Raw genomic sequence first — 15558 nt, forward strand, 5'->3', positions numbered from 1 at the left:
CAGGAGGAACCCATGAACCACCATCTGCCGCGCGCGGCGGCCCTGCTGCTGCCGCTCGCCCTTGGTCTGGCATCTGCCCAGAGCGCTCCCGGTACGCTCCCCGCCCGTCCCGGCGCGGCGCCCACGCCGGCCACGTCGGCCCCCACGCGGCCCGCGCCGGTCACCCCGGTCGCGCCGGTCGGCAGCGGCGCCAGTGCGGCCACCCAGAACGACCCGTGCCGCGAGTTCACGCGTGAAGCTTTCGCTGGGAAGACCCTGACCGCCGAGCAGGAGCAGCAGCGCGCCGCGAGCGAACGCCGCTGCCGCGAAGCGGAGAGCGGCAACCCCGACGTGCTGCTCGACATCCCGAACGTCAGCGTCGAGCAGATCACCCTGGAAGTCGACGACCTGCAGGCGCACGTCGCGCTCGACGCGCGCCTCGCGAACCTCCTGAAGCTCACGGCGGGCGCGGACGTGTCCATCGCGAAGGTGAAGCTGGACATCAAGGGCGTGCGCGCGCAGGCGCTGCTGAAAGTCAACCTCGACAACGTCGAGCGCATCATCGACCGGACGCTCACCACCATCGACCGCAACCCGCAGATTCTCGAGAAGCTCCTCACGACGGTCGACAACACCGTGAGCACCGTCGGCGGCGTCGCCAACAACGCCCTGCAGCCGGGCGGCGTCGTCGACAAGGCGGTCGGAACGGTGGGCGGCACCCTGAGCAACGTCACGCAGCCGGGCGGGCTGCTCGGGCAGACCGTGAACAACCTCGGGCAGACGGTGCAGCGCGTGCTCGACGCGAGCGGCAACATCGTGGAACGCACCGTCACGCCCGCCGGGGAGGTGCTGGGGCAGGCCGTGAACGTCGGCACGCTCAGCAGCCTGAAGGTCCTCAAGGAGACCACGAACGCCGCCGGGCAGGTCGTCCGCCAGATTCAGGACACCAGCGGCGCGGTGTTCGAGGTGACGCTCGACCAGAACAACAAGGTCATCGCGTACCGCTTGCTGCAGGCCGCGCCCGCGCAGGGCACGCCGAACAAGTAACGCGCGCCGTTCGGGCCTCAAAGACCGGGACGCGCACGCCCAAGGCGTGCGCGTCCCGGTCTGCTGGGGCTGCTGGTGTCAGAACGGCGGGAAGAACAGCGGCAGCACCAGCACCCCACCGTTCAGGCCGATGGACGTGCTCATCCCGATGTTCACCGTGCCGATCGACGTGGACAGGCCCAGCAGGCTGTTCATCTGCTGTGATGTTGGCGACGGCGCGGCCGTGCCGGGCGCCGGGCGGTCCACCTGCAGCAGCGCCGCGAGCGTGACGGGCGCGCCGCCGTTCTGCACCGTCACGTCGCCGAGCGCCGTGCGGTCCGTGACGGGCGCCGCCAGCGGGAACAGCCTTGAGACGCCCGGCCGGGCCACCCGCAGGAACGCGCCCGCGCTGAGGTCCCCGCGCACCGTGAGGCGACCGTTCAGGTCGTACGTGCCGATCACCTGACGTTGCGCGTCCAGAATGTCGAAGGTGTAGGCCGCCGCGGCGCCCGGCGCGCTCGGCGTGGCCGACTGCGCCGCCGCGGGAACAGGCAGCAGCAACGCCGCCAGCAGCAGGGGAAGCTTCATGCCGTCATTGTGGCCGCCCGCCGCGCGGGGCGCGCTGAGCGGCCCTTAACGCGCGCCCGTTACTCTGCCGGCGTGCGCGGCGCGAGACCCTGCTGACGCAGCACCGCCTGCAGGGGACCCTCGCGGGATTCCATGCCGCCGCCCGCCGCGAAGTACCGCGCGAGCGTGCCCGCCCAGTCGCCCCGCACCGTGATGGGCGCCATGACGGCGAGTGCCTCGTCCAGTTCCGCCGCGCTCGGCTCGCGGTACGCGTCCTCGTGCAGCACCAGGGCGCGGGGAATGCGCGGGCGCATGGGCGGCGCCTCATCCGGCACGCCCACGGTGAGCGCCGCATACGGCAGCACGCCTTCCGGCAGGGCGAGCGCCTCCACCAGTTCCGGGAGGTGCGTCAGCACGCCGCCGATCCAGCAGCCCTGGTACCCCAGCATCTCCGCGGCGAGCAGCAGGTTCTGCCCGGCGAGGACGGCGTCGCCCAGCCCGAAATGCACGGCCACGCCCGGCCACTCGCCGAACACGTGCCCGCCGCGCTCCAGCAGGCGCTGCAGGCGGTGCACGTCGAGGCACACGACGAACGCCTCACTGGCGGTCGCCACGTGCGGGTTGACCGTGAGGGCCGCCACGCGCTCGCGCACCTGCGGGTCCACCAGGCGGATGAAGCTGTACATCTGCGCCGTCGCGTCGGTCGGCGCGCGCTGCGCCGCGTGCAGCAGCACGTCCAGGTGCTCCTGCGGCATGGGCACCGGCTGGTACTTCCGCACGGTGCGGTGCGCGTCGAAGAACGCCCGCACCTCGGCGGGCGACAACGAATTCAGGGGGGTCGTCATGACGGGCAGTGTAAGCGCCGGCCCGCGCACATCTGCGTGCGACCGCACACAGCAGCCCTTACGCTGCGGGTATGCGCACCCTGCTTCTGGCCGCGCTGCTCACGCTGAGCGGCGCCCTGGCCGCACCGAAACTGGTCCTGGACGGGCGGCGGGCCGGGCAGCTCACGCCCGGCCTGTCCGAAACCGCGCAGTTCCCCGGCGACACCGCCCTCGTGCGCCGCCTGATGCGCGCCGCGAACCTGAAAAGCTGCGACCCGGCGGTGACGCAGAAGCTCAGCGGGTTCTTCACGACCACCGCGCAGCGCGAGACGCTGTACCTCGTGCGCAACTGCGTCGAGTTCATCGGGAGCGCCGTGCCGATGCAGGAGCCGCCGCTGGACCTGCTGATCACGACGGGGAAACGCGTCACGCTGTACCGCCGAGCGTTCGCGTACGGCGTGCAGGCCCTGCCCGCCCTCGCACCCGGAACGGTCCAACCGGTCGTGGCGCTGCAGTGGTCCGGGCCGCACATGGGGGAGTTCGCGCTGTACGGCGACGTGTACCGCATGAAGGTCGGGGCGTTCACGCGGGCGCTGCCGCCGGAAGGCCACCTGATTCCCCTCTGGCGCTCGTCCTGCCCGTACGAGGCGGACGGGACCGTGGAGGTCAGCACCCTGTGGACGGACGCCGCGCGGCCCGGGACGCTCACGCTCCGCACGTCCAGTTCCGCCGTGAGCGCCAAGGTGTGCGCCGGCAACCGCGAGCCTACCTTCGACCCGCGCACCGCGAAGCCGACCCACACGGTCACGTGGGGGATCAAGTGACGCGCCTTGTGCCCTGGCGCTCCTTTGCGCGTCCGGCTTCGGGTAGAATGCTCGGTTGAACGGCGGCGGGCCCCAGCGCGGGCGGGCCGCGCGGCAGGGCGGCACGTCGGCATGCGGGCGACCCCCTCCAAGGAGACTCTCCCATGACGGACGTACGCACCCCGCCCACCGCGGCGGTCCCCACTGATGCCCTCAAGAAGGTCGGCTTCATCAGCCTCGGCTGCCCGAAAGCGCTCGTGGACAGCGAGCGCATCCTCACGCAACTGCGCGCCGAAGGCTACCAGGTGGCCGGCAGCTACGAGGACGCCGACACGGTCATCGTGAACACCTGCGGGTTCATTACGCCCGCCGTCGAGGAAAGCCTGAACGCCATCGGCGAGGCGCTCGACGCGACCGGCAAGGTCATCGTGACCGGTTGCCTCGGCGAACGCCCCGAAACCATCATGGAACGCCACCCGAAAGTCGCCGCCATCACCGGCAGCGAAGCGGTGGACGACGTCATGCGTCACGTGCGCGAACTGCTCCCGCAGGACGACAACCCCTTCACGAGCCTGCTGCCCAGCACCGGCGTGAAACTCACGCCCCGCCACTACGCGTACGTGAAGATCGCCGAGGGCTGCAACCACACCTGCAGCTTCTGCATCATCCCGAAACTGCGCGGCCTGCAAGTCAGCCGCGACGCCGGCGCGGTGCTGTACGAAGCGTTCCGCCTCATCGCGGGCGGCACGAAGGAGCTCATGATCATCTCGCAGGACACCAGCGCGTACGGCGTGGACGTCCGCTACCGCGAGTCGGAATTCCAGGGCGAGCAGGTGCGTGCGCACCTCGTGGACCTCGCGCAGAAGCTCGGCGAGATGGGCGCGTGGGTGCGCATGCACTACATCTACCCGTACCCGCACATCGAGAACGTCGTGCGGCTCATGGCGGAAGGCAAGATCCTCCCGTACCTCGACGTGCCCCTGCAGCACGCCGCGCCGAGCGTCCTGAAGCGCATGCGCCGCCCCGGCGCCGGCAAGCAGCTCGAAACGATCCGCCGCTGGCGCGAGATCTGCCCGGAGCTCACCATCCGCTCCACATTCATCGTCGGCTTCCCCGGCGAGACCGAAAGCGATTTCCAGCTGCTCCTCGACTTCCTGGAGGACGCGCGCCTCGACCGCGTGGGCGCGTTCACGTACAGCGAGGTTGAGGAGGCGGACGCCACGCACTTCGAGGACCGCGTGCCCGAGGCCGTGAAGCAGGAACGCCTCGCGCGCTTCATGGAAGTCGCGCAGCGCATCAGCGCCGAGAAGCTGCAGGAGAAGGTCGGCCGCGTGATGGACGTCATCATCGACGAGTTCAACGACGACGAGGGCGACGCGCCCGGCACGAAACTCATCGGCCGCACGAAGGGCGACGCGCCCGGTATCGACGGGCAGGTGTACCTGTACGCCGGCGACCTCGCCGGGCAGGTGAAGATCGGCGACATCGTCGAGGCGATCATCGAGGACGCCGACGAGTACGACCTGTACGGCGAGGTGCAGGCCGTGAAGCCCTGGAAGCCGAACGTGCCCATGCTCGGCCACTTCGGGAAGCACTGAACCTCCCGGCGCATGGAGCCACCTGAGACGGGGCCGCGGGTTACACGCTCGCGGCCCCTCGCATTTGCGGCCGAACGCGCCCGCGCCGCCCCTACACTGAGGGCATGCACCGCGCCCTGACCACCACCCTCCTGCTGCTGAGCGCCGCAAGCGCCGCCCCCACCCTCCCGGCGGGTGGGGTGTACCGCGGCACGGTCGGCACCCTTCCGGTCGTCCTGAAGCTCGCCGGGGAGAACAGCGCGTACTTCTACACGTCGCGCGGCGTGAACCTGCGCCTCACGCCCGCCCGCGACGACGCGGGCCGCCTGCGCCTCACGGAAGTCGTGCGCGATTACGAGGCGGACAACGGCACGCGCGTGACCGGGCGGTTCGTGCTGAGCCCGAACGGCGCGGCCCTGCGCGGCACCTGGACGGACGCGAACGGTACGCGCACCCTCCCCGTGAATCTCGCGCCCGTACGCGGCGCGGACGTGCCGCCCGCCCTGCCGCTCACGCCAGTCCTGAAGGCGCTGCGCGCCAGTGACGTGTTCAACTACCTGCGCGTCAACCACGCCTGGGTGAGCGTGCCCGCGCAAAAGGCGTTCGGTGGGCTCGGCGGCGTCCGCGAGCCGCACTCCGGCGTGACGTACCCGCGCGTGCCCGGCGCGGCCGCCCTGAACGGCGCGTTGCAGGACCTGCAGCTGACCGAGGCGCTGGACGCGCTGGAGTGCGAGAGCACCGTCCCGCCCACCCAGGACCCTGAACTCCGCGCCTGGGAGGCCAGCACGCGCGTGGAGTACCGCACGACCCGCACCCTCACGCTGGTCACCGAGGGCATGGGCTTCTGTGCGGGCGCGCACCCCTTTGACATCGCGGACGCCGTCACGCTCGACACCCGCACGGGCGCGCGCGTGAACGTCCGCGGCATCTGGTCCGACCTGAGCGACAAGGCCCTGCGGACCCTGTACCGGCAGCAGTACGCACGCACGCGCGCCACGCCGGACGATCAGCCCTGCCGCGAAGCCATCAACGACGGGTCGGACACCCCGGACGTGTACCCGACCGCGCGCGGGCTGGCGCTGTGGCTGCCGGGCCTGCCGCACGTCATCTTCGCGTGCAACGAGGTCATCACCGTGCCGTACGCGCAGCTGCGCCCCGCCCTGAACAAGGCGGGCGCGTACGCCGCGGACTTCCAGCGCTGAATGCTGCTGTCCGTCGACTGGGACGCCTACAGCGGCTGCGTGGAGCACGTGTTCGACGCGCCCATCTGGGGCACCCGCGACCGCGCGGAGGACCGCCTGGACGCTTGGGTCGCCCGCACCCGCAACCGCGACCCGCACGCGCAGGACTGGACGCCCCTGGCGGGCGACTTCCCGCTCCACGGCGACTGGGTGGCGCTGCAGCAGTACGCGGGTCTCCCGGCCGCTCTGTCGTGGACGCACGCGGACGCCTATGCCTGGGTCGCCGGGCACGCCGGGCAGGACGTCGTGAACGTTGACAGTCACCATGACCTCGTGAGTTACAGCGGCGATCCGGCGCGCGTCCGCCCCGGCAACTGGGCGGGCCTCGCCCTCGCGCGCGGCCTGATCCGCACGTACACCGTCCGCTACCCCGCGTGGCACGCGCACGTCCGCGTTGCCGAAGGGTACGACCTCGAACGCACCCGCGACGAACTGCGCGCCCACCTGCCCACTGACCTGCTGGACCGCGTCCGGTTGGAACGCACGGACGCCCTCCCGCCTGCGCGGGACGTGACGGGTGTCCTGCTGGTCCAGTCGCCCGCCTGGACGAACCCCGCCCACGATGACGCCTTTCGCACGGTCGCCGCCGCGCTGCGCGCGCACGCCGTGCAGCCGTCCTACGTGCGCCCCTGGCCTGCCCCCTGAACCTTCAGGAACCGTGGCGCATCCTGGCACGCCGCGCCGCGCGCGTTCCGGTACAGTGAACGTACCCATGTTCCGTCCGGACCCCAACCCGCCGCTGCCGCCCACCTACCATGTCGGCCTGTACGCCGTCGTGCAGCGCGAGCAGCGCGTGCTGCTGCTCGAGTACAGCAGCGGTGTGACCGGCCTGCCCGGTACCGTCCACACGGACGCGCAGGCGTCCGCCGAGGAGGTCCTGCGGCGCGCCATCATGACGCAGGCAGGCGTCGCCGTCGATCAGTTCACGCTGCTCGGGAGCCGCACCTTCGTGAACACCCTCGGCGCCCTTCAGGTGAACCTGGTGTTCAAGGCCGACTACGTGAGCGGCCTCCCGAACCCCTCCACGAACACCGTCGACCTCGTCGAGTGGGCGCCCGTGCTGTCACTCGCGACGCGCACGGACGTCACGGACCTCACGCGCGACGCCGTCATGCGCGCCAACACCGCCCCCCCACCCGCGGTCGCCGCTGACGCGCGCATTGTGCGGCGCGCCGCCACAGCGGCGCGCCCCTGCGCTACCCTGAAGCACTGGCGCTCGCCCGAGCGGACGCCGACGCGCCCGCCCACACCACCCCGGCGGGCGCGCCCCATGAGGCCGCGACCTGTCCTGTCGCGCTGCCGGAGGAGTCCCCATGACCAAAGGTTCACCTGTGCTGTGGATCGTGCTGTACGTGCTGAGCGTCCTGCTCGCCAACCTCACCCTCAACCACTTCATTCCGCTGCCGCTCTACGGCCAGCTGTCCATCGGCACGATCTTCTTCGCGGCCGTGTTCACGCTCCGTGACCGCATTCACCGCCACGGCCTGAAGTACGTCTTTATCGCCATTGCGCTCGCCGTCATCGTGAACGTCGCCGCCGCGCTGTACACCCACACGCCCACGCGCTTCATTCTCGCGTCGTTCCTGGGCATCCTCGCCGGTGAACTCGCGGACACCGCCGTGTACCAGCGCTTCCTGCAGCGCTCCTGGTGGACGCGGGTGCTGGCCAGCAACGCCGTGAGCGTGCCCATCGACACGGCCGTGTTCACGCTCATCGCGTTCTGGGGTGACCCGCAGTACGGCCCGCTCATCCCGCAGATCATCTTCGCGGACGTCATCGTGAAGTACGGCATCGCCGCGCTGTTCGCTCTGCGCGCGCACCGCACCACGGCTGCGCCCGCATGACCGGTGCGCCCGCCGAGCCGCGCGCGCACCTGCGCACCATCGGGAACGCCCGGCCGCACCTGCGCACGACCGTCGAGCACGTCCTGCACCTGCCGGAACTCTGCCCGGCCAGCCACAACCCCGCGCCCGGCAGCACGCTCACCGTCCGGTACGCGCCGCGCGCGCACCTGCTGGAACTGTTCAGCCTCGACGCGTACGTCCGAGCGTTTCACCAGCATCCCGTCGTGCGCGACATCGAGTTTTTCGTGCAGACCGTGGCGGAGGACTGCGCGGCCACGCTCGGCCTGGAGGTGACGGTGTGCGGTGACGTGAAACTCAACATGGTCCGCCAGGAGCAGCGCGTCACCGTGACGGCCGGACCGCCCGCGTAACGAGCAGCCCAGAGCAGGAGGCCGGACAGACACGTCCGGCCTCCTGCTCTCTGGGGGCGTCAGTCGACCGGAACGCCGTTCGCCGCCGCGCCGCTCAGCAGGGCGTTGCGGAATGCGTCTGCGTTCCGCAACGCCCGCGTGGGCACCGGGTCGCGGCGGGCCTGGCCGTCCGCCGCGACGTACGACACCCACAGAACCCCCGCGGCGCCCTGCTCCACGCGGCGCACGTTCGCCCAGGGGACGTGCGCGCCGTGCATCAGGTAATCCAGGTCCGGTTTGCGGTACAGGAACACGCCGGCGTCGTCCACGCGCGGCGGGTGCAGCACCGCGGCCCGCTGGCTCCAGAAGGCGTACGGCAGGTACAGCACCCCGAACGCCAGCAGCGCCCACTTCCAGGCTGGGAGGCTCATGGTCAGCAGCAGTCCCGCCGCGAGCGCCGCGAAGCCGAGGAACCCCACGGCGTTCAGGGTGATCATGCGGCCCGGAGCGCGGTACTGCGCGGTTACAGGCGAGAACGTCACCGCGTCACTGTAAGGCCTGCGGGGGCGCGCCTGCACGAAGCTGCGCGCCCCCCGCGCTCAGAAGCTGACGCGCGGCGCCAGCGTCCGCAGCTGCGCGCGCACGTCCCCGCGCTGCACGCCGCCGTGGTACGCGACGACAATGTCCGCGTCGAGCGCCGCGAGCTTCCTGATGGACTGCAGCGCCGCCGGCATGTCCGGCGTCATGGGCGCCGGGGGCGGCGCCAGCTGCCCGTCGTGCACGACCACGGCGTCCCCGGCGATCAGCACGCGGTCGCTGGGGACGTAGAGGCTCAGGTGCCCCGGCGTGTGCCCGGGGGTATGCAGCATCCGCACCCCGCCCGCGACGTCCAGCACCTCCCCATCCGCCAGGGTGCGGGTGATCGTCACGGGGTCCGCGCCGCGTTTCATCATGGCGCGCGCGCCGGGCGGCAGGGTGCTCAGCACCGACGGCGGCGGGAGCTTCACGGCCCGCTGGCGACCATCAATGAACGGCGCGTCGTCCGCGTGCGCGAGCACCTGCGCGCCCGTCATGCGCGCGAGCGCCGCCGCCGACCCCACGTGATCGAGGTCCTGGTGCGTGAGCACAATCCGGCGCACGTCGCCCGGCGAGGCGCCCGCCTCGCGCAGCAGGGCCAGCACGGCCTCCTCGCGGCCGGGCAGGCCCGTGTCCACCAGGGTCGCGCCGCGCGCGTCGTCGAGGATCAGGCTCAGGTGCATCGTGTTGGACGCGGGCGCGCCCGGTTCGTGGAGCGGCAGAACGTGCACGTGTTCCGTCAGTTTCATGCGGCCTCCTGACCGCCAGCCCGGCAGGTCGGGTGGCGCCCTGAGAGCTTGAACCCTCGCGGGCGCCGAAACAAGTGGCGGGCCGCCCTGTGCGCGCGGCCCATGGTCACGTCAGGACGAACAGAGGCCGCAGGCATGCCCGCGGCCTCTGCAGCTGAACGCGTGCGTTACAGCATGCCGAGCTGCGCGCCGTCGTCGAGGTGCGCGAGGTGCTCGGGGAAGCTGCCGGGCTTGTCCATGAACAGCTGCTCGGCCTTGTAGCTGCTGCGCACGAGGGGGCCGCTCACGACCTCCACGAAGCCCAGGCTCATGCCGATCTCGCGCAGCTCCGCGAACTCCTCCGGCGTCACGTACCGTTCCACGGGCAGGTGGTGGTGCGTGGGCCGCAGGTACTGCCCGAACGTGATGACGTCCACGCCCGCCGCGCGGCAGTCGTGCATCGCCTCAATGACCTCCTCGCGCGTCTCACCGAGGCCGAGCATGATGCTGGTCTTGGTGTACACGTCCGGGCGGGCCTTCTTGGCGTACGCCAGCACCGCGAGGGTCTGGTCGTAGCTGGCGCGCACGTCACGCACGGGGTGCGTGAGGCGGCGGACCGTTTCGAGGTTCTGCGCGTACACGTCCACGCCCGCGTCGAGCACCAGGTCCACGCAGTGCGTGTTGCCGCTGAAGTCCGGCGTGAGTGCCTCCACGCGCGTTTCCGGGCTGACCTTCTTGATCTGCGCGACGGTGCGCGCGAAGTGGTACGCGCCGCCGTCCGGCAGGTCGTCGCGGTCCACGCTGGTCAGCACGACGTACTTCAGCTTCATGAGCTGCACGCTGTCCGCGACCTGCATGGGTTCGGTCACGTCGAGGTGCCCGCGGGGGTTGCCGGTGTCGACGGCGCAGAAGCGGCACGCGCGGGTGCACACGTGGCCCATCAGCATGAATGTGGCCGTGCCGCGCGACCAGCACTCGGCGATGTTCGGGCACATCGCCTCCTCGCACACCGTGTGGAGCTTGTGCTCGCGCACGACCTTGCGGACCTCGCCGAACACCTCGCCGGTGGGGATGGTGACTTTCAGCCACGAGGGTTTCGGCTCGCGCGTCTTGACGGCGTCCTTGCGGTAGATGCCGTTCTTGATGAACTTGATGTCGGGCGGGGTGGGGTCCTGCTGCGTCATGACGCTCCTTGAAGGGTGGGGGAGGGGTCGGCGGCGGGCGCCGGAATGGACCAGTCGTACGTGGCGAACGCCCGCGCGAACGCGCGCGCGATCTCGGCCTTCACGTCGTCCATGCTGGGCGGCGTGCCGAGGCCGCGCAGGGCGTACTCGCGGTCCACGCTGGTCATCTGGGTGTCGGTGAGGCCGCACGGGCGGATGAACTCGAAGTGGTCCAGGTTGGTGCTGACGTTCAGCGCGAAGCCGTGCAGGGCGACGTTGCGCTGCACCGCCACGCCGATGCTGGCGATCTTCTGCTCCAGCGTGCGTCCGTTCACGTCGCGCGCCTCCACGTACACGCCGGCGTACCCGGGGTTCGCGCGGGCAGCGAGACCGAACGTGCCGAGGGCGTCCACGAGGGACGCCTCCAGGAGCCGCAGGAAGTCGCGGACGCGCCGTCCGACGGGGAAAATCGCGTACCCGACGAGCTGGCCGGGGCCGTGGTACGTGACGTCGCCGCCGCGTTCAATCTCGAACACGCGGATGCCGAGGCGATCCAGGTGCTCGCGGGTGACGATGATGTTCTCGCCGGTGTACGCCTTGCGGCCCAGCGTGATGACTGCCGGGTGCTCCAGCAGCAGCAGGGTGGGCTGCGCGCCGTTCACCACGCGCGCGTGATGCTGGCGTTGCGTATCCCACGCGACGTCATAGGGGACGGTGCCGAGGTCCAGCACGTCAAACGCTTCGGGGGCCTTGCCACTCACGTTCCGGATTCTAAACCCGCCTGCCCCGACATGAGCGTTCCGCGCGCACCATTTCTCATCTTTCGTGCCCTCCGGCACAAAGCCACGCGCGCCGGAAGGGTGGAGGAAAGGCCCGCGCCTGTGGGCGTCGGCGCCCCCACGCGCCCACAGGCGCGCGCCGCTTGAACTTGGTGCACCTCCCCCCTTGAGGGAGGCGCCTCAAAGCGCGTATACTCCTACGGTCTGCCCCGCGACGACGCGGGCGCGCATAGCGATCGTGAACGCCTCTGCCCGCACGAGCGGGACAACCCGCCAGCCGCACCCCGGCTGCCCGTGGTGTGGGGCGGTCCGCCGACGCAAAGGAGAGACTATGAAGATCAACCGTGGCGCCATCCTGCGCTCCATCGAGCAGCCGCACCTCAAAGCGGACCTCCCCGACTTCCAGCCCGGCGACACCGTCCGCGTGGACACCAAGGTCCGCGAAGGCAACCGCAGCCGCCTGCAGGCGTTCGAAGGCGTCGTTATCGCCATCAACAACAGCGGCGCCCGCAAGAGCTTCACGGTGCGCAAGATCAGCTTCGGCGAAGGCGTGGAGCGCGTGTTCCCCCTGAACAGCCCGCTGGTCGACAAGATCACCGTGTTGGAGCGCGGCAAGGTCCGCCGCGCCAAGCTGTACTACCTGCGCGAACTGCGCGGCAAGGCTGCCCGTATCAAGAACGACCGCAGCCGCGTCATGAAGGACGCCGCGCGCGCCAACGCCGCGAAAGCGGCGGCCGCCACTGCCGCTGCCGCGCCCGCTGCGACCGAAGAAGCGCAGGGCGAGTAAGTCTCCCCGCACAGCAGCGCCCGCACGAACGTGCGGGCGCTGCTTCATTGTCCCGAAGCGACCCGGGATTGCCGGCAGCCACCTGACCAGAGGGCGCACGGTCCCCGCCCTGGTGAGAAACCCCACCGGCGCCCTGACAGGCCCCTGATACGCCCCGCACCCGCCGCTGACACATGAAGGGCATGCTCAGCCGCGATGAAGACACGTTTGCTGTCCGCCCTGCTCGCCCTCACCCTCGCCCCGGCCGCGCACGCCGCCGAACTGATCGGGTACGCCAGCATGCCCGCCGACACCTTCGCCGAAGGGCCCGCCAGCGGCCAGTACGACGGTGGCGTCCGCGCCGCCACTCCGCGCTTCCCCAGCCAGCCCGTGCAGGGCTTCAGCGGCGTGCAGTTCGGCCCGAACGGCACCTTCCTGTTCCTGCCGGACAACGGCTTCGGCGCGAAAGCCAACAGCGCCGACTACCTGCTGCGCGTGTACCGCATGAACGCCACCGCGAACACCGCGGCGGGCGGCGCAGGCACCCTCACGCCCGCATCGTTCATCAGCCTGCGCGACCCGGACCGCAAGGTCCCCTTCGTCCTCGTCAACGAAAGCACCCCCGAGCGCCTCCTGACCGGCGCGGACTTCGACGTGGAGTCCCTGGTCGCCGCGCCCGACGGCACCCTATGGATCGGCGACGAGTTCGGCCCGTACCTCCTGCACTTCGACGCGACCGGCAAACTCCTCGAAGCGCCGTACGCCACCCCGAACTTCGAGACGTTCGCCACCCTGAGCGGCAAGGCGCCCATCGTGATCGGGCACCGCGGCTCCAGCGGCACCCGCCCGGAACACACCCTCGCCGCGTACCAGGCGGCCATCGACGCCGGCGCGGACTTCGTCGAGCCGGACCTGGTGGTCACGCGCGACGGCGTCCTCATCGCCCGCCACGAACCCATCCTCGCGAGCGTCGACGCGAACGGGAAGGTCACCGAAGCCACCACCGACGTCGCCGACCACCCGGAATTCAAGGACCGCCTCACCACCAAAACCCTCGACGGCGTCACCGTCCGCGGGTACTTCGCGGAGGACTTCACCCTCGCGGAACTGCGTACGCTGCGCGCCAAGGAACGCCTCCCGCAGCTGCGCGGCACGGCCTTCGACGGGCAGTTCACCGTCCCCACTCTCGAGGACATCATCACGCTCGTGAAGGACGTGGAGGCGCGCACCGGCCGGAAGATCGGCATTTACCCCGAAACGAAACACCCCACGTACTTCCTCACCGAAGGCAAGCACGCGGACGGCACGCCCATCAACGTGAACCTCGGCCAGAAAATCGTCGACACGCTCGTCAAGACCGGCTTCACCGACCCGAACCGCGTGTTCATCCAGTCGTTCGAAACCGCGAACCTCCGCGAACTCGCCACGAAGATCCTCCCCGCCGCCGGCCTCAAGGTGCCGCTCGTGCAGCTCATCAACGGCGGCGGCGCCCCGTACGACTTCACGGCGAGCGGCGACAAGCGCACGTACGCGGACCTCGTCACGCCCGACGGCCTCAAAGGCATCGCGGCGTACGCGCAGGGCGCCGGCCCGAACAAGGCCCTGCTGTTCACGGCGGACAAGAACACCCTCAAACCCACCGCGTTCGTGCGCGACGCGCACGCCGCCGGCCTGCAAGTGCACCCCTGGACGGTCCGCGCGGAACCCGCGTACCTCCCGGCCGCGTACGCCGGCGACGTGGAAGCCGAGTTCCGCGACCTGATCCGCGCCGGCGTGGACGGGTACTTCACGGACTTCCCGGCCATCGGCACGCGCGTCCGCGCGCAGTACACCACCCCCGAGGTCCGCAGCCCCCAGAACCCCGCGCTGCTCGCCGCCGGCACCTCGCCCGGCGCCCCGAGCGCCGCGAACCTGAACCGCAGCAAAGGCTACGAAGGCCTCGCGCTCAGCGCCGACAAGACCCGCCTCATCGCGCTGCTCGAAGGCACCGTCGCGGGCGACCCGGACGGCACGCTCCGCCTGAACACCTTCGACCTCAAGACGCGCACCTTCACGGGCCTCGCGGGGCGCTACCGACTCGAGAACCCCGCGCACGCCATCGGGGACCTCACCGCCGTGAACGACCACGAGTACCTCGTGATCGAACGCGACGAGGCCAGCGGCAGCGACGCGAAATTCAAGAAGATCTACAAGATCGACCTGAACCAGCGAGACGCTGGCGGCAACGTCCAGAAGACCGAACTGGTGGACCTCCTGAACCTCCGCGACCCGCGCGGCCTCGCGCCCAGCACGCAGGCGGGCGTGTTCAGCTTCCCATTCGTGACCATCGAGGACGTCCTCGTGCTCGACCAGAACACCATCCTTGTCGCGAACGACAACAACTACCCCGGCACCGGCGGGCGCGGCAAGGACGTCAAGGACGACACCGAAGTGCTGTGGATCAAACTCGACGCGCCCCTCACGGTCGCGCCGGGCGTGGGCCGCTGACCGCCCACCCGCGCGCATGAGACGAGGCCCCGCCATTCGGCGGGGCCTCCAGCGTTGAGCCCACAGCTGAGCCCTGCGCGGCGCCGGGTGAGGCGCGAGCTGTGAACGCTCACGGGTCACGCTGCTCGCGCACAGCACCGGGAACGTCCTCCCCGTCATTGAGGGTGTGCAGGATCATCTCCGGGTTCGTCGCGTGCTGCAGCACCTCGGCCTCCTCGTCCACGCGGTCCGCCACGTTCGGCAGGTCATGCCGCAACTCCTCCAGCAGCGCAATTAGCTTCGCGGTGCGCTGCTCGGTCAGCAGCACCACCTGCAACTGCAGCTGCGCGCGCTGCTCCGCCAACTCCCCCTGGCGGCTCTGCCCGATCAGGACCGTCATGGTGATCAGCAGGCTCAGCAGCGCCAGCACGCCCTGCAACCAGTAGAATGGCGGCTCGTCCCACGGCGCGCGCCCCTCCGCCTTCATCACGAGGTTCACGCTGATCCACAACGCCGCCAGACCCAGCGCCCCCACAATGAACGCCGGGCGGCTCACCAAGCGGCTGAAGCGCTCGATGGGGCGGTGCAGCGCCGTCAGGTTCAGTTCGGCCTGCTGCAGCAGCAGCGCGTTGATTTCCGCGTTCTGGCTCAGCAGCTCATCGTGACGCGGCGGGGCTTCACGCATCTCGCTCCACCTGCGCGCGCCCCGGTCCTGTCCGCTCCATGCCTGCCACTGTCGCGCGTGAGCGCGCGCCCGCACGTGAGCCGCCGCTAAACCCCCCTACGTGAACGCCCACGGCGTCCCCCGAGAGGTAACGCCCGCCCCGCGCCGAACGCCACCCGAGCGTGCGTTAGGATGACTCGGAACA

General features: G+C 70.6%; 16 protein-coding genes. 9 read left to right on the forward strand and 7 right to left on the reverse strand.

The features are described from left to right. The first annotated feature begins 12 nt into the window (after nt 1-12). Nucleotides 13-1026, forward strand: a complete 1014-nt coding sequence (locus DEIMA_RS16750) for a hypothetical protein (RefSeq protein WP_013555931.1) — start codon at nt 13-15, stop codon at nt 1024-1026. 78 nt (nt 1027-1104) lie between these two features. On the opposite strand, the gene DEIMA_RS03915 is transcribed toward DEIMA_RS16750, so the two are convergent. Continuing rightward, nucleotides 1105-1593: a hypothetical protein gene (locus tag DEIMA_RS03915; protein ID WP_013555932.1), complete on the reverse strand. Its 489-nt coding sequence runs from the start codon at nt 1591-1593 to the stop codon at nt 1105-1107. Between the two features lie 59 nt (nt 1594-1652). Next, entirely contained in the window at nt 1653-2417 is a 765-nt protein-coding gene (locus tag DEIMA_RS03920; RefSeq protein WP_013555933.1) for a nitroreductase family protein, read from the reverse strand. Between the two features lie 71 nt (nt 2418-2488). On the opposite strand from DEIMA_RS03920, the gene DEIMA_RS03925 reads away from it, so the two are divergent. From DEIMA_RS03925 to DEIMA_RS03950, 6 genes are all read left to right on the forward strand, one after another. Further along, on the forward strand, nt 2489-3220 hold the full coding sequence (locus DEIMA_RS03925; RefSeq protein WP_013555934.1) for a hypothetical protein: 732 nt from the start codon (nt 2489-2491) through the stop codon (nt 3218-3220). Between the two features lie 143 nt (nt 3221-3363). Next, nucleotides 3364-4797, forward strand: a complete 1434-nt coding sequence (gene rimO, locus DEIMA_RS03930; RefSeq protein WP_013555935.1) for a 30S ribosomal protein S12 methylthiotransferase RimO — start codon at nt 3364-3366, stop codon at nt 4795-4797. A gap of 104 nt (nt 4798-4901) precedes the next feature. After that, on the forward strand, nt 4902-5978 hold the full coding sequence (locus DEIMA_RS03935) for a hypothetical protein (RefSeq protein WP_013555936.1): 1077 nt from the start codon (nt 4902-4904) through the stop codon (nt 5976-5978). Continuing rightward, nucleotides 5979-6662 carry a hypothetical protein gene (locus tag DEIMA_RS03940; RefSeq protein ID WP_013555937.1) on the forward strand — a complete coding sequence of 228 codons (684 nt, stop codon included), beginning with the start codon at nt 5979-5981 and terminating at the stop codon, nt 6660-6662. It begins immediately after the preceding gene. 668 nt (nt 6663-7330) lie between these two features. Continuing rightward, the gene (locus DEIMA_RS03945) at nt 7331-7861 is read left to right on the forward strand and encodes a VUT family protein (protein ID WP_013555938.1); all 531 of its coding nucleotides are present in this window, start codon (nt 7331-7333) and stop codon (nt 7859-7861) included. Continuing rightward, on the forward strand, nt 7858-8232 hold the full coding sequence (locus DEIMA_RS03950) for a hypothetical protein (protein WP_013555939.1): 375 nt from the start codon (nt 7858-7860) through the stop codon (nt 8230-8232). The genes DEIMA_RS03945 and DEIMA_RS03950 overlap by 4 nt, the downstream gene beginning before the upstream one ends. A 59-nt stretch (nt 8233-8291) precedes the next feature. Here the strand turns inward: DEIMA_RS03950 and DEIMA_RS03955 are convergent, their stop codons facing one another. The 4 genes from DEIMA_RS03955 to lipB all read right to left on the reverse strand — a co-directional run bounded on the left by DEIMA_RS03955 (nt 8292) and on the right by lipB (nt 11439). Then, nucleotides 8292-8753 (reverse strand): hypothetical protein, encoded by a 462-nt coding sequence (locus tag DEIMA_RS03955; RefSeq protein ID WP_043816439.1) that lies wholly within the window; start codon nt 8751-8753, stop codon nt 8292-8294. Between the two features lie 57 nt (nt 8754-8810). Continuing rightward, nucleotides 8811-9536: an MBL fold metallo-hydrolase gene (locus DEIMA_RS03960; RefSeq protein WP_013555941.1), complete on the reverse strand. Its 726-nt coding sequence runs from the start codon at nt 9534-9536 to the stop codon at nt 8811-8813. A 167-nt stretch (nt 9537-9703) separates the two neighbouring features. Beyond that, nucleotides 9704-10699, reverse strand: a complete 996-nt coding sequence (lipA, locus tag DEIMA_RS03965; RefSeq protein WP_013555942.1) for a lipoyl synthase — start codon at nt 10697-10699, stop codon at nt 9704-9706. After that, nucleotides 10696-11439, reverse strand: coding sequence for a lipoyl(octanoyl) transferase LipB (gene lipB / locus DEIMA_RS03970; RefSeq protein WP_013555943.1), 744 nt, complete (start codon nt 11437-11439; stop codon nt 10696-10698). The genes lipA and lipB overlap by 4 nt, the downstream gene beginning before the upstream one ends. Nucleotides 11440-11788: 349 nt before the next feature. On the opposite strand from lipB, the gene rplS reads away from it, so the two are divergent. Continuing rightward, the gene (rplS, locus tag DEIMA_RS03975) at nt 11789-12244 is read left to right on the forward strand and encodes a 50S ribosomal protein L19 (RefSeq protein ID WP_013555944.1); all 456 of its coding nucleotides are present in this window, start codon (nt 11789-11791) and stop codon (nt 12242-12244) included. A 195-nt stretch (nt 12245-12439) separates the two neighbouring features. Beyond that, nucleotides 12440-14710 carry an esterase-like activity of phytase family protein gene (locus DEIMA_RS03980; protein ID WP_013555945.1) on the forward strand — a complete coding sequence of 757 codons (2271 nt, stop codon included), beginning with the start codon at nt 12440-12442 and terminating at the stop codon, nt 14708-14710. Nucleotides 14711-14819: 109 nt separating this feature from the next. Here DEIMA_RS03980 and DEIMA_RS03985 read toward each other — a convergent pair whose 3' ends face one another. Then, nucleotides 14820-15374, reverse strand: coding sequence for a DUF1003 domain-containing protein (locus DEIMA_RS03985; RefSeq protein WP_013555946.1), 555 nt, complete (start codon nt 15372-15374; stop codon nt 14820-14822). Nucleotides 15375-15558: the final 184 nt, after the last annotated feature.

Origin of the sequence: Deinococcus maricopensis DSM 21211 (genome assembly GCF_000186385.1) — a bacterium.
GTDB lineage: Bacteria > Deinococcota > Deinococci > Deinococcales > Deinococcaceae > Deinococcus_B > Deinococcus_B maricopensis.